Annotated in this window: 8 protein-coding genes and 10 tRNA genes; all 18 read right to left on the bottom strand. The window is 30.6% G+C overall.

The window, feature by feature from the left end; translation table 11 throughout:
* Positions 1-1,065 (bottom strand): DNA integrity scanning diadenylate cyclase DisA (gene disA, locus ACI3VO_RS10780; protein ID WP_439757920.1); only part of this gene is annotated, 1,065 nt, incomplete at its 3' end.
* Positions 1,066-1,070: 5 nt separating this feature from the next.
* Entirely contained in the window at positions 1,071-2,438 is a 1,368-nt protein-coding gene (gene radA / locus ACI3VO_RS10775) for a DNA repair protein RadA (RefSeq protein ID WP_439757919.1), read from the bottom strand.
* A 172-nt stretch (positions 2,439-2,610) separates the two neighbouring features.
* A complete protein-coding gene (locus ACI3VO_RS10770) occupies positions 2,611-5,058 on the bottom strand; it encodes an ATP-dependent Clp protease ATP-binding subunit (RefSeq protein ID WP_439757918.1) in 2,448 nt (815 codons plus the stop codon).
* A 59-nt stretch (positions 5,059-5,117) separates the two neighbouring features.
* Positions 5,118-6,107: a hypothetical protein gene (locus ACI3VO_RS10765; protein ID WP_439757917.1), complete on the bottom strand. Its 990-nt coding sequence runs from the start codon at positions 6,105-6,107 to the stop codon at positions 5,118-5,120.
* 11 nt (positions 6,108-6,118) lie between these two features.
* Positions 6,119-6,724, bottom strand: a complete 606-nt coding sequence (locus ACI3VO_RS10760) for a UvrB/UvrC motif-containing protein (protein WP_439757916.1) — start codon at positions 6,722-6,724, stop codon at positions 6,119-6,121.
* 357 nt (positions 6,725-7,081) lie between these two features.
* Positions 7,082-9,016, bottom strand: a complete 1,935-nt coding sequence (locus ACI3VO_RS10755) for an elongation factor G (protein ID WP_439757915.1) — start codon at positions 9,014-9,016, stop codon at positions 7,082-7,084.
* A 361-nt stretch (positions 9,017-9,377) separates the two neighbouring features.
* On the bottom strand, positions 9,378-12,824 hold the full coding sequence (locus ACI3VO_RS10750; RefSeq protein WP_439757914.1) for a pyruvate carboxylase: 3,447 nt from the start codon (positions 12,822-12,824) through the stop codon (positions 9,378-9,380).
* A 529-nt stretch (positions 12,825-13,353) separates the two neighbouring features.
* Positions 13,354-13,767 carry a hypothetical protein gene (locus tag ACI3VO_RS10745; protein WP_439757913.1) on the bottom strand — a complete coding sequence of 138 codons (414 nt, stop codon included), beginning with the start codon at positions 13,765-13,767 and terminating at the stop codon, positions 13,354-13,356.
* Positions 13,768-14,124: 357 nt separating this feature from the next.
* Positions 14,125-14,200, bottom strand: a tRNA-Val gene (locus tag ACI3VO_RS10740).
* Between the two features lie 17 nt (positions 14,201-14,217).
* Positions 14,218-14,294: transfer RNA gene (locus ACI3VO_RS10735), tRNA-Arg, on the bottom strand.
* Between the two features lie 5 nt (positions 14,295-14,299).
* Positions 14,300-14,374 (bottom strand) — tRNA-Cys (locus ACI3VO_RS10730).
* Between the two features lie 4 nt (positions 14,375-14,378).
* Positions 14,379-14,454, bottom strand: a tRNA-Lys gene (locus ACI3VO_RS10725).
* A gap of 9 nt (positions 14,455-14,463) precedes the next feature.
* A tRNA-His gene (locus ACI3VO_RS10720) sits at positions 14,464-14,540 on the bottom strand.
* Positions 14,541-14,548: 8 nt separating this feature from the next.
* Positions 14,549-14,625 (bottom strand) — tRNA-Pro (locus tag ACI3VO_RS10715).
* Between the two features lie 15 nt (positions 14,626-14,640).
* Positions 14,641-14,717 (bottom strand) — tRNA-Ile (locus tag ACI3VO_RS10710).
* An 8-nt stretch (positions 14,718-14,725) separates the two neighbouring features.
* Positions 14,726-14,802, bottom strand: a tRNA-Met gene (locus ACI3VO_RS10705).
* Between the two features lie 10 nt (positions 14,803-14,812).
* A tRNA-Phe gene (locus ACI3VO_RS10700) sits at positions 14,813-14,888 on the bottom strand.
* 3 nt (positions 14,889-14,891) lie between these two features.
* Positions 14,892-14,980, bottom strand: a tRNA-Ser gene (locus ACI3VO_RS10695).
* Positions 14,981-14,983 lie beyond the last annotated feature (3 nt).

The raw sequence follows: 14,983 nt of genomic DNA, 5'->3' as shown, positions 1-14,983 counted from the left end.
TATATGACCATTACCTAATACTACTTTTAATTTTATAAGTCCATTTTTAATATATGTGGCTCTTATTTCGCCTATTCCCTCAACTTCATCTAATTCTTCTATTGAGGCCTGTAAAATTTCTTGGAAATTTCCAAAATAATTTACTAAATTTTCTATGATTGATGCTGGTAAACGATGTACTTTATTTAACATTCTATATCCTTTAGTTTGTACTTGTAAATCCATGTCTTCTGAAATTCCATTATACCCTAAAACTCTAGCTATTTTAACCTTATTTAATAAATCCTCTTGGGATAAATTTCTAATTTTCTTTTGACATTCATCTAAATCTATATTTTCTCTTTTATAGTCCTTTAATAATAAAAGTCTATTTTTTTCTGTTCCACCTATTAATTCTTCCAGCTGCATTCTTACTAGATAGCCTTCTTCACCTAAATTAACTAAGTACCCTTCTATTATTTGCGCAACTCTCATAACTCTTTCCATACTTTGAACTACTACTATTACATCGTAAATTGTAACCAAATCATTAAATTCTAGTGAATTTAAATTATAAATAGATGTATCTAGAACATCCTTGTATTTTTGCAAAGTCTGTAAAGCTTGATTCGCCTTAGAAAAAACTTCAGATATTTCTTCGACAACGTATTTTTGATCTCCTCTATATACTGTAATAACATTTCTTCTTTGAGAAATAGATATTACAATAGCGCCAGTCTGTCTTGCTACTCTTTCTGCAGTTCTATGTCTAGTACCTGTTTCTGTTGTTGGTATATTATAATTTGGTATTAACTGAGTATTTGCTAACAATATTTTTCTAGAATCTTCACTAAGCACTATAGCTCCATCCATTTTAGCTAATTCATATAAATATGCTGGTGAATAATCAGCATCTATTCTAAATCCACCATCGACAATTTTCATAACCTCTTCATTACAATCAAGTACGATAAGCCCACCTGTCTTTGCCCTCAGCACATTTTCTATGCCTTTTCTCAGTGGGGTTCCTGGAGATATCATTTTTAAAGCATGTAACAAACCTTCGTTATTAATTATATTATCCATAATTATTACCCCCTTAGCACGATATTTATTGCTTGTCTAAGATTGTCAACGGGAATTATATCTATACCTTTTACATCCTTTACTACTTCGTAATTGTTTTTAGGTATTACTATTTTTTTAAAGCCTAGCTTTTTACATTCTGAAATTCTCTTTTCAATATAACTTACAGCTCTTATCTCACCAGTTAAACCAACCTCTCCTGTAACAACAATATCTGATGCTATAGGTATATTTCTAAAACTTGAAGCTACAGCAATAACTATACCCAAGTCTATTGATGGTTCATTTATTCTTATTCCTCCAACTACATTTATATAGACATCTTGGTTTTGAATTTGTAATCCAATTCGCTTCTCAAGAACTGCTAATAATAAAGCAACTCTATTAAAATCAACACCTGTAGATGTTCTTCTCGCCATGCCAAAATTTGTAGGAGCTACCAGCGCTTGTAGCTCTAAAAGCATCGGTCTAGTTCCTTCAACTGTCGATATTATAACAGAGCCTGATACATCTTTTGGCTTTTCAGAAATCAATACTTGTGAAGGATTTTTAAGCTCAACCAAACCTATATCCTTCATCTCAAATACTCCTAGCTCATTAGTCGATCCAAATCTATTCTTTACAGCTCTTACCAATCTATAAGAGTTATATCTTTCTCCTTCAAAATATAATACTGTATCTACCATATGCTCTAATAGCTTAGGCCCTGCTAGAGACCCTTCTTTAGTAACATGTCCCACTATAAATGTGGATATTCCCATCTTTTTAGAGATCTTCATAAATTTAGATGTTCCTTCTTTAATTTGGCTCACAGTACCAGGTGCTGAAGATATCTCTGGAGAATATACAGTTTGAATTGAGTCGACTATAATCAATTCAGGGTTTAATTTTTCCAAATAAGCTTCTATTATACTCAAATTATTTTCAGCGAAAATATATAAATTTTGTGAATTTACACCTAATCTACTTGCTCTCATTTTTATCTGAGATTCAGATTCTTCACCTGATATATATAATACTTTTTTATTAGTATTAGCAACATTGCTAGATACTTGCATTAAAAGTGTAGATTTTCCTATTCCAGGGTCTCCTCCTACTAAAACTAGAGAGCCCTTTACAATTCCTCCACCTAAAACTCTATCTAATTCATCTATATTAGTAGTAAATCTTTCTTCCTTTACAGCTACTATAGAGTTTATACTAACAGGCTTTGAATTTGATTTATCTATAACAAAAACTTCTTTTTTACTTTTCTTTTCTTCTATTTCTTCTACAAAAGAATTCCATTTCATACATTCTGGGCACTTCCCCATCCATTTGCTGGTTTCATACCCGCATGACTGACATACATATTTAGTTCTAATTTTTGCCATTAAATTTATCACCCTTAACATATCATTGTATTATTAGGATAACATATATCTTATCGTAATAATATCAAATATTTCTTACATAATCCTTAAAAAATATAATTTCTTTTTAATTTAATATTAATTTAGGGGAGTTTTAGCTCCCCTAATAAATAACTCTGTAGGAAATTTTTATCTATTTCACTGTAAAGACCATCTTATCGCCCTTTGCGCTAGCAATAACAGTATCACCAGCTTTAATTGTTCTTTGTAAAATCAATTCAGATAGCTCATTTTCTAAATGATTTTGTATCGCTCTTTTTAATGGTCTAGCTCCATATTCAAGGTCAATACCTTCTTTTGCAATTAAATCTATAGCATCTTGCTCTAATTCTAAGTCTATTTCTAATTCCTTTAATCTATCTATTAATTGTTTACACATTAGAACAACAATGCTTGAAATATTTTCTTTAGTCAATGAATGGAATACTACTATATCATCTATTCTATTTAGAAACTCTGGTCTAAATTGTTTTTTCAATTCTGCCATAATAGTTTCTTTCATTTTTTCATATTCATCCTTTTGTATTTCCTTTTCGTCTATAACTCCAAAGCCTAATCTCTTTTGTTTTTTGATTGCAGTTGCTCCGACGTTTGAAGTTAATATAATTATACAGTTTTTAAAGTCTACAGTTCTTCCTTTAGAATCTGTAAGTCTACCATCATCTAATATTTGTAATAAAATATTAAATACATCTGGATGAGCCTTTTCAATTTCATCAAATAAAATAACTGAATATGGTTTCTTTCTAACTTGTTCTGTCAATTGCCCACCTTCATCATAGCCTACATATCCTGGAGGAGAACCTATCAATCGAGATACAGCGTGTTTTTCCATATATTCAGACATATCAATTCTGATTATTTGATTTTCGTCTCCAAATTGTGCTTCTGCTAAAGCTTTACTTAGCTCTGTTTTACCTACACCAGTTGGTCCTAGGAATAGGAAAGAGCCTATTGGTTTACTTGGGTCCTTTATACCTGCCCTTGATCTTCTGATAGCTGTTGCTATAGATTTTATAGCTTCTTCTTGTCCTACAACTCTTTTGTGTAGAATGTTTTCCATATTTAATAATTTTTCAGCTTCTTCTTCGACTATTTTGTTTACAGGTATTCCAGTCCACATAGATACAATATCTGCTATTACTTCTGCATTAACTGTATTTTTAGCTCTTGTTGAATTATTCCATTTTTCTCTAACCTGTTTTAATTCTTCCCTTAGTCTTCTTTGCTCATCTCTAACCTTGGCTGCTTTTTCAAAGTTTTGGCATCTAACAGCTTCTTCTTTTTCATTGTTTATACTTTCAATTCTGTCTTCTAATTCTTTTATTTCCTCTGGTGGAGTACTTTCTCTTAATCTAACCTTTGAGCCTGCTTCATCGATTAAATCAATTGCCTTATCTGGTAAAAATCTATCTGTTATGTATCTAACAGATAAATCAACTGCAGCTTCGATAGCTTCGTCTGTTATTTTTACCTTATGATGAGCTTCATATCTGTCTCTAAGTATTTCAAGTATTTTTATTGTACTTTCTTTAGTAGGCTCTTCAACTAATACTGGTTGGAATCTACGTTCTAATGCTGCATCCTTTTCTATATGCTTTCTGTATTCATCAATAGTAGTTGCTCCTATTATTTGCATTTCTCCTCTTGCTAATACAGGTTTTAGAATATTTGATGCATCTATTGATCCTTCTCCTGTAGATCCCGCTCCTACGATTGTATGTAATTCATCTATAAATAAAACTATATTTTCTCTTTTTTTAACTTCATCTATTACTTGTTTTACTCTCTCTTCAAATTCTCCTCTATACTTAGCTCCTGCTAGTAAGCTACCCATGTCTAAAGTATACAGTGACTTACCCTTTAAAGTATCTGGCACTCTACCTCTAGAGATATTTATAGCTAATCCCTCTGCTACAGATGTTTTCCCAACACCAGGATCTCCTATAAGCACAGGATTATTTTTTGTTCTTCTACTCAAAATTTGAATTACCCTTTGTATTTCTTTTTCTCTACAAATAACAGGGTCTATTTTTCCTTTACTAGCTTCTTCTGTAAGATTTACACCGTATTTATCTAAAAGCTTCGATGTTGAAGATTCTTCTTTATTTGTATCGTTTTGTCTTGCTGGTTCCACTGAATAATTTTCAACTCCCATCATTTTCATAATTGATTCTACTAGCTCTCTTTGGTCTACACCTAAACTGCTAAGAATATTTACTCCTAAACCTTCTCCTTCTTGAACTATTGCAAGTAGTATATGTTCAGTACCTATGTAATTTGTATTTAATTTATTAGCGAAAACAGCTGCTTTCTCTAAAATTTGCTTTGCTCGTGGACTTAGAGGAATGTCTCCTTCAACTTGATCATTTCTACCCTCTACTTCTATTAATTTATTTTCAAAAGTATTTTCATCTATCCCTAAATTTTTAAGTACTCTAGCCGCTATACCATATCTTTCCTTTAAAAGCCCCACTATTAAGTGTTCTGTTCCTACTACTCCATGCCCTAAGCTTTTTGCACAACTCTTGCCGAGATTTATAGAAGCTTTGGCACCTTGAGTAAATCTATTGAAGTACATGTCAATCCCTCCTATCAATTCTATACAGATAAATCATCTCTATAGACATAGAAATAATATTATTTATTATTTCTATTAGCTAGACTAAATTCCCTTCTAATATAAGATGCTCTTTTTACTTTCTCTTCTTCGTCATATGCGCTTATAACTTTTAGATAAGGCTGTCTTCCAGTCATTAATTTTTCTATTTTTTCTAAGCTTACATCCTCTATATATCCCATTTCTATTCCTAACTTTACACTAGATAGACATCTCATAAGCTCTGTATTAGTTATGACTCTAGCACTTGATAATATTGCTAAAGATCTAAAAACATCGTCTTCTAAATCTATTTTTCTTACGTTTCTTAATACTTCTCTACCTTCGTATTCTCTTTTAGATAAATCCTTTGAGATACTTTCTACACTTTGTATAATATTTTCTTCAGTTCTTCCAAGTGTTATACTATTAGACACTTGATATAAGCTACCTAATATAGATTTTGTCTTGCCATATACTCCTTTAAAATTAATCCCTATCTTATGTGCTATTTTGTAGTAATCATCTATTTGTTTTAGTATTTGTATCGCTGGTATATGTACTGTATTAGTGACCTTAAGCCCTGTTCCTACATTGACAGGGCATGTTGTCAAGTATCCCAAATCTTTATCAAAAGCGTATTCTAAATGAGTCTCTAATATATCATCAATTTCGTTAGCTATATCATACAGCTCCTTTATCCCATTATATCCTACTACTTGAATTTTTATATGGTCTAATCCATTTATCAATATGCATATTGTCTTATCGTAGTTGATAAGTATAGCACTATTTTCATTTGCTAAAAAATCACCGTCTACAAGTTCTCTCTCTAAAAGCGAATCCATTTCAATTTGACTTAATTCTTTCGTTCTATTCAAAATGAGATCATATTTAGAACTAGATAAAATATTATTTACTTTTTCTATTATAATATCAGCTTCTCTGCTAGATAACTTATGTGGAAATGAGTAACCATTTAAATTTCTCGATATATCTACTTTTGACTTTATTACTACACTTTGTTCCATATAAATTCCTCCTACATATTATTAGCTTCCAGTTCTAGTATTTCATCTCTAAGCTTGGCTGCTTGCTCATATTCTTCTTCTTGAATAGCTATATTTAATTGTTCCTTTAAATGTTCTACTGCTCTAATAGCTTGAACATCCTTAAATTCATTTTTAGGGAATTTTCCTATATGTTCTGAATATCCATAAATTCCTTCAATTATAGGTTTTAACTGTTTTTCAAAAGTAGAATAACATCTACTGCATCCTAGTTTTCCAGTCTTTTTATAATCTTCAAATGATGTATTGCACACACTACATGTAATATCTACTTTTTTATCGTTATTATGTTCTTCTTGTTGTCCTTCTACTACATGTTCTTGTTCAAGCATTCCTTTAAGTTCACCACTAATTTCCATTTCCTTTAAACCTTCAATTAAATCATTTACTGTATTTTCATCAAAAGACATATTTGATAAAATATCGTTTATTGGAAAAGGAATTTTCATATCTGGGTTCATACTATCATGAAATTCTTTTGCACAATCTGTACACAAGTACATTTGACTATTTTGTCCATTTACAATTGTACTTATAAAAACAGTAGCTACTTTTTTATTACATTTTTGACACAACATATTATCCCTCCTCATAAATAAAATAGCAATTCTATAATATTTCTCGATAGTTTTGATTTTAAATTTTATCTCACATTGGAAAATATATAGATTCATCTATAGCATATAATATTATTATTCCCATTTTTTTGTTAATTCAACTCAAAATAATTTATTTAATACAATTATAATATAAAAAAATGTATTATTTATTACATATATACACTATATTTTTTTAGATATTTTATTATTTATAAAGCTAGTGGTATGCTTTTTGACTATTATTTATAATTATATACTTTTTTATATTTATACACAACAAAAAGGAACCTATGCAGAATAAACCTGCATAAGTTCCCTTATATACAATTTAAAATATTAATCTTCTTTAGCTTCTTCAATTATTTTTTTAGCTATTTGAGATGGAACTTCTTCGTATTTGTCTAATTCCATTTCGAATTGCCCTCTACCTTGAGTCATAGCTCTTAGGTCTATAGCATATTTAAATGTTTCACTTTGAGGTGCTTCAGCAAATATAATTTGTTTTCCTTTATTATCAGGTTCCATACCTAATATTTTACCTCTTCTCTTATTGATATCACCCATAACATCTCCCATGTATTCTTCTGGAACTGTTATTTTTAAACTCATTATAGGTTCAAGTAATATTGGTTTAGCTTCTTGCATACCTTTTTTGAATGCTATAGAAGCAGCAGTTTTGAATGCCATTTCAGAAGAGTCTACTTCATGGTAAGAACCATCATATAATACTGCTTTAATATTTGTAACTGGATATCCTGCTAATATACCTTTTTGCATAGAATCTCTTAAACCTTTTTCTACTGCTGGTATATATGATTTTGGAACAGATCCACCAAATATTTCTTCTGCGAATTCAAAGTCTTCTGTAGATCTAGAGAATCTTATATGAACATCACCGTATTGTCCACGTCCACCAGATTGTTTCTTATGTTTACCTTGAACATCTGAACTTCCTTTTATAGTTTCTCTGTATGCAACCTTGATATCTTCTAAGTCGAAGTCTACACCATATTTTTCTTTAATTTGTTTCTTAATAGTATTTATGTGTAATTCACCTTGTCCACCAACAAGAGTTTGTTTTGTTTCAGCATTTCTATACCAATGTATAGTTGGATCTTCTTCTGCAACTTTATTTAAGCAAGAAGCGATTTTTTCTTCTTCACCTTTATTCTTAGGTACTACTGAATAGTAAATTTGTGGTTTAGGGAATTCAATTGCATCTAATGGTAAAGCATCAGGTTTAACTGCTATAGTATCTCCTGTCTTTAATGAAGCAACTTTAGTTACTGCAACTATATCACCAGCTTTAGCTTCTTCAAGCTCTTCTAAACTACCATTTACTACTGTATATATGTTAGATATTTTTTCTTTTTTATCTTGAGTTATATCTATAACTTCCATGTCTTTCTTTAAAGTACCTTCTATAATCTTGATATAAGATGTTTTTCCTGTGAATGGGTCCATCATAGTTTTAAATACTTGTCCTCTAAATGGAGCTTCACTGTCTATATGACCTGGATAGATATATGATTCTAATGTTTCTAGAATTTCTTTTGTACCTATGTTATTAATAGTTGAACCACATATAACTGGGATTATATCCCCTCTCTTTATACCTATTGTAATTCCTTTTTGTAGTTCTTCTTCTGTAAATTCTTCACCACTGAAATATTTATCTAAATAAGCATCGTCAGCTTCTGCAACAAGTTCCATTAAACCTTCTTTTATAGCTAAAACTTGATTAGTAAAGTCACCGTCAAATGCTTCTTGTAAATTATCTAATATATTATGTAATTTAACAAATTGTTTATCTTTGTATTCAGGTATTATCATTGGTACTATTTTTTTATCGTATTTTTCTCTTAGCATGTCTATTGCATCTTTATATCTAGCCTTTTCATTATCAATTTTATTGATAAACATTATTTTAGGCATATTTTCAGTCATTTCTAGTGATTTTTCTATACCTACTTGTATAGGAGATGTAGCATCTATTACTATAACAGCAGCTGCACAAGCTTTTAGAGAAGAAATTACTTCTCCACAGAAATCGAAGTATCCAGGAGTATCTAATAAATTATATTTGATACCATTGTATTCTACTGGTACTAGACCCATACTGTAAGTCATGTTTGTTTTATCACTTAATTGTGGTATTTTATTTCTAAGATTAGCTGTATATGCGATTGCTTCTATTAAATTAGTTTTCCCACAACCACTATGACCTAAAATCGCAATATTTCTTAAATTGTTACTATCATACACTTTCATAAGAGCACCTACCTTTGTTTGTTTTAAAAATTTAAGTCGTATTTCCTTAATATTTTTATTTCTATAATTTTTTATTTTTAATTTAATAAATAATGCTTTTTATTACATTATCTCCCATAATAAAAAATATTATTTACTTTATAATTAAATATATTTCTACATATAAGTATAATTTTCCTTTTTTATTTCTAAATTTTTTACTGTAATTTCAATATTATTATCGTTTTTTGTATACTGAATTTAATATACTAATATACGTTAGATTTTTATTAAATATAGTTATATTTCTTATTATTCTCACATAAAAAAAGAGATTCTACGAAATCAATTCGTAAAATCCCTCTTTCAACATTATTTATTTCTATGCTTCTTCTACAGCTTCCATAGTCATTAATAATTGTTTATCAGTTACCATATCTCCTTCTTTAACTTCTATTGAAGATATCTTACCTGGTACCTTAGCAACTATGTTAGTTTCCATCTTCATAGCTTCTATTACTATTAATGGTTGGTTTTCTTCTACTACATCGCCTTTCTTAACAAGAGTCTTAACAACTTTACCTGGAATAGCTGCCCCTATTTGTAGAGGATCATCCATATCAGCAAGTTCAACTTGTTTGATTAAGCCTGAGTAGTTGTTATCTTTTATTTCAACTTCTCTTAGAGAACCATTCATTCTGAATACTACTGTTCTGTATCCATTTTCTTTAACATCACCTATACCTATTAATCTTATAGATAGTGATTTACCTTCTTCTATTTCAACATCACATTCTTCACCTTCTGCTAATCCATAGAAGAATACATCACTTTCTAATTTAGATATATCGTTGTATTCTTGAAGATGTCTTAGATAATCTTCATAAACCTTTGGATATAATTCGTAGCTTAATATGTTTCTTATGTTAGAATCCATAGAGAATTTTTCGTCTAAGTATTTCTTATCTGCTTCAAAATCAGCAAGTGGCATTAATTTACCTGGTCTTTCAGTTATAGGAGCTTCACCTTTTAATACAACTTCTTGTAAATCTTGAGGTATTCCACCAACTGGTTGTCCTATCATACCTTTACAGTAGTCAACTACTGAATCTGGGAATGATAATTTTTTACCTTCTTCTATTATGTTTTCTTCATTTAATCCATTCTTAGTCATGAATATTGATAAATCACCAACAACCTTAGAAGATGGTGTAACTTTAATTATATCACCTAATATCTTATTAGCTTTTTGATAGTTATCTTTTACTTGATCAAATGAATCAGCTAATCCTAAACTATCAGCTTGAGCTTTAAGGTTAGAATATTGTCCCCCTGGCATTTCATATTTGTATATTTGTGCAAAAGAACTTGTTAATCCACTTTCAAATTTCTTATAAACTTCTCTTAAATCATAGTAGTAATCGCCTATTTCTTCATATCCAAATAAATCTATTTTTGTATCTCTTTCGTCGAATCTTAAAGCTTCTACTATTGCATTTAATGATGGTTGACTTGTAAGTCCTGCCATTGATTGTAAAGCAGTATCTACTATATCTACACCTGCTTTAGATGCCATTAAGCAAGTTGCAACACCATTACCACTAGTATCATGAGTATGTAGGTGTATAGGAACATTTACATTGTCTTTTAATGCTTTTATTAAACTGTAAGCTGCTTGTGGTTTTAATAAACCAGCCATATCTTTTATACAGATTATATCTGTTCCTAATGATTCTAATTCTTGAGCCATGTTTATGTAATATTCAAGATTATATTTAGATTTAGCAGGATCTAGTATATCTCCTGTATAACACATAGTAGCTTCTACTATTTTTCCTGTTTCTAGACCAGCGTCTATTGATAATTTCATATTTTCAACCCAGTTAAGTGAGTCAAATATTCTTATTACATCTATACCTTGTGCTGCTGCTTCTTTTATAAATGTAGTTATTACATTGTCAGGATAGTTAGTATATCCAACACCATTAGAAGCTCTAAATAACATTTGGAATAAGATGTCTGGTATTTCTTTTCTTAATTTTTGTAATCTTATCCATGGTGATTCATTTAAGAATCTGTATGCAACATCATATGTAGCTCCACCCCACATTTCTAGTGAGAATAAATCCTTCATATATGCTTGAGTAGCAGGTGCAGCTTGTAAGAAGTCATAAGTTCTAAATCTTGTAGCTACTAAAGATTGATGTGCATCCCTCATAGATGTATCTGTTAATAATAATTTCTTTTCATTTTTTATTTTTTCTATATATGCTTTTTTACCTAATCTTTCTAATTGTTGTCTACTTCCTTCAATATCAGGTATATCAGTTCTTATAATTGGTTTATGTGGTGTAGTAAACACTGGTTTCTTTTGGCAGTGATTTTCATTTACAATAACATCACCTATGAATTGAAGTAATTTTGTAGCTCTATTCTTACTTTCTCTTATGTTAAATAATTCTGGATGTTCATCTATAAATTTAGTACTACATCTTCCTTCTTGGAATTCTGGACTTTCTAGAACGTTAATTAAGAATCCAGCGTTAGTTTTTACCCCTCTTATTCTTAATTCTCTTATAGATCTTAACATCTTGTTTATTGCTTTTTTGAAAGTTCTATCCCAAGAAACAGTCTTAACTAATAAACTGTCGTAATATGGACTTATATCAAATCCTGCACAACCATTACCACCGTCAAGTCTTATACCTGCACCTGAGCCAGTTCTATAAACTTGGATTTTACCTGTGTCAGGCATAAAGTTATTTTTAGGATCTTCAGTTGTGATTCTACATTGGATTGAATATCCGCTTACTTTTACATCATCTTGAGATTTTATATCTATTTCTTCACTATCTAAAGTGTATCCTTCTGCTATTAATATTTGGCTTTGAACTATATCTATACCAGTTATTTCTTCTGTTACAGTATGTTCAACTTGAACTCTTGGGTTCATTTCTATGAAATAGTGGTTACCATCTGCATCAACTAAGAATTCTAAAGTACCTGCATTTACATATCCAACACCTTTAGCTATTTTAACAGCATCTTCACATATACTTTCTCTTACTTTTGGATCTAGAGAAAATGCTGGAGCATATTCAATTATCTTTTGATGTCTTCTTTGTACTGAACAGTCTCTTTCGTATAGATGTACTATATTACCTTCTTTGTCCCCTAATATTTGTACTTCTATGTGTTTTGGATCTACTATATATTTTTCTATGAATATTACAGCTTTACCGAAAGCTTTTCTAGATTCACTACAAGCAGTTTCGTATTCAAGAGCTAAATCTTTTTCATTGTAAACAACTCTCATACCTCTACCGCCACCACCGTTAGATGCTTTAACCATTACTGGATATCCAACGTAATTAGCAACTTCTTTAGCTTCTTCTACTGATTCAATAACTTTATCAACTCCTGGTATAGTAGGAACTCCAACAGAATGTGCAACCTTCTTAGAATTTATCTTGTCACCCATTTTGTCCATTATATCGGCTGAAGGTCCTATAAAAGTTATTCCATTTTCTTCACATTTACGTACGAATTCTGAGTTTTCAGCTAAAAATCCATAACCAGGATGTATAGCATCTACATTTTTTTCTTTTGCTAATGCTATAATACCATCCATATCTAGATATACATCGATAGGTCCTTTATCTTCACCTATTAAATAAGATTCATCCGCTTTTGTTCTGAATAAACTATATTTATCTTCTTTACTGTATATCCCAACACTTTTTATTCCTAGTTCCGCGCATGCTCTAAATATTCTTATCGCAATTTCGCCTCTGTTTGCAACTAGTATCTTCTTAAACTTCTTTTGCATTTTATCCCCCCCGTGTTCATTTTCATCGTAATATTTAAGATTATAAATCAATTCAATTTAATTTTAAACCGGTTTTAATAAGTTTCTTAATTAATAATAGAATTTCTTTCAATATATAATTTAATTTATGTATTTTGAAAAAATACTATATTTAATTTAAGTGAATTTAGAATATTTTTTTACAATTAATAATAAAATATTTCTATTTATATGAATAAAATCATTATTTTACTTCTAAATGTACATAAATCAAATATTTTCATATCAAAATAACACTATCAGTAAAGTATTGTTTTAACAAATCTATATATTTTATTTCATTAAATTATTTTTACATAATATAACAATATTCTTGATGATAAATTATTTTCATTCAATATTAAAATATTTCTATTTATTATACTTTAATTAAAATATTTATTCTTCTTTAATTCTCTCCAAAATTTGATATTAATACTTTGTTAATTACCAATAGCTTGCAATATTACAATGTCATAAACACATTTAATTATTTATTATTTCTATATTATTAATCTGTTTCAGATAATAATCTTTTTACAACATCCGAAAGTTTTAATACCCCTAAATCAGTATGGGCTATAGCTATTATAGTTTTTATTTTATTTTCACTCATATCCCATTTATAAGATATGGTATTCATTATTGAATACATAGGCATTATTTCTTCTAATTCGATAGCTTTTTCTTCTGCCATTTGCATATATTCTTCAAATAGATCATCCATTTCCATGTCCTGCAAATCATATTCTTCTTCAATTTCTTTTTTTATTAAATCGACATCTAATGTCAATAGATACGCTAAAACATCCTCCCTTTTAGTTGCTTTACACATATCTTTTTCAACTTTAAAATCGCTGTTTTTTTCTATTAAATCTTTTATTTCATCACTATCAATTATTTGCTCATCAAATATTATATACAAATTCTTTTTATGTCAGAAATATTTTTATTTATAAAAGTATTATTGTATTCAATATACATCTTTAATATATATTAATTTTCTGACTTCTCCTTTCTCAATATATTTAACTGCTATCAACGGTACTATTGTAATTCCAATAATATCATTATATATTATATTACTAAAAAAGTCTTAATTTTAAAATTTATTAATAATTCAATTTTTTTCTATGAATAATATTCTACATTTATATATTATAAAAATAGTATTTACATAAAACTAATATTTATTTGTACTTATAATAATATCCATAAAAAATAAATTAAATAATATTATATGCAAAAAAACCTTTAGCGATTTAATCACTAAAGGTTTTACTGGTGGGACCAACAGGGCTCGAACCTGTGACCCCCTGCTTGTAAGGCAGGTGCTCTCCCAGCTGAGCTATGATCCCTCATGGTTGTTTATATATGGTGCGCCCAAAGGGACTCGAACCCCCAACCTTCTGATTCGTAGTCAGACACTCTATCCAGTTGAGCTATAGGCGCTTATCTGGAGGCGACACCCAGATTCGAACTGGGGATGAAGGAGTTGCAGTCCTCTACCTTAGCCACTTGGTCATGTCGCCATATTGGTGACCCATCGGAGATTCGAACTCCGGACACCTTGATTAAAAGTCAAGTGCTCTACCGACTGAGCTAATGAGTCATATTTACTTGGGGTGGATAATGAGATTCGAACTCACGGCCTCCAGAGCCACAATCTGGCGCTCTAACCAGCTGAGCTATATCCACCATATATCTGGTCGAGGTGAAGGGACTCGAACCCCCGGCCCCATGGTCCCAAACCAAGTGCGCTACCAAACTGCGCTACACCTCGACTTTTTAATTAATGTGGTGGGCCATCAGGGACTCGAACCCCGGGCCTACCGGTTATGAGCCGGGCGCTCTAACCAACTGAGCTAATGGCCCACATTAATTGGTAGCGGTAACAGGAGTCGAACCTGTGACCTTTCGGGTATGAACCGAACGCTCTAGCCAACTAAGCTATACCGCCACACTTCTCATGGTGCCTAGAGGCGGAATCGAACCACCGACACGGGGATTTTCAGTCCCCTGCTCTACCGACTGAGCTATCTAGGCATTTGGCGGAGAGGGTGGGATTCGAACCCACGGTGCCGTTAAGCATCACTGGTTTTCAAGACCAGCTCCTTAAACCACTCGGACACCTCTCCATA

This window comes from Intestinibacter sp., from assembly GCF_051866655.1.
Classification (GTDB): Bacteria; Bacillota; Clostridia; order Peptostreptococcales; family Peptostreptococcaceae; genus Intestinibacter.
This window is presented reverse-complemented; position numbering and strand designations above follow the sequence as displayed.

Bases quoted from the DNA above. Each gene is read 5' to 3' on its own strand.
- radA (WP_439757919.1), bottom strand. From the start codon at position 2,438: ATGGCAAAAATTAGAACTAAATATGTATGTCAGTCATGCGGGTATGAA.
- ACI3VO_RS10770 (WP_439757918.1), bottom strand. From the start codon at position 5,058: ATGTACTTCAATAGATTTACTCAAGGTGCCAAAGCTTCTATAAATCTC.
- ACI3VO_RS10765 (WP_439757917.1), bottom strand. From the start codon at position 6,107: ATGGAACAAAGTGTAGTAATAAAGTCAAAAGTAGATATATCGAGAAAT.
- ACI3VO_RS10760 (WP_439757916.1), bottom strand. From the start codon at position 6,724: ATGTTGTGTCAAAAATGTAATAAAAAAGTAGCTACTGTTTTTATAAGT.
- ACI3VO_RS10755 (WP_439757915.1), bottom strand. From the start codon at position 9,016: ATGAAAGTGTATGATAGTAACAATTTAAGAAATATTGCGATTTTAGGT.
- ACI3VO_RS10750 (WP_439757914.1), bottom strand. From the start codon at position 12,824: ATGCAAAAGAAGTTTAAGAAGATACTAGTTGCAAACAGAGGCGAAATT.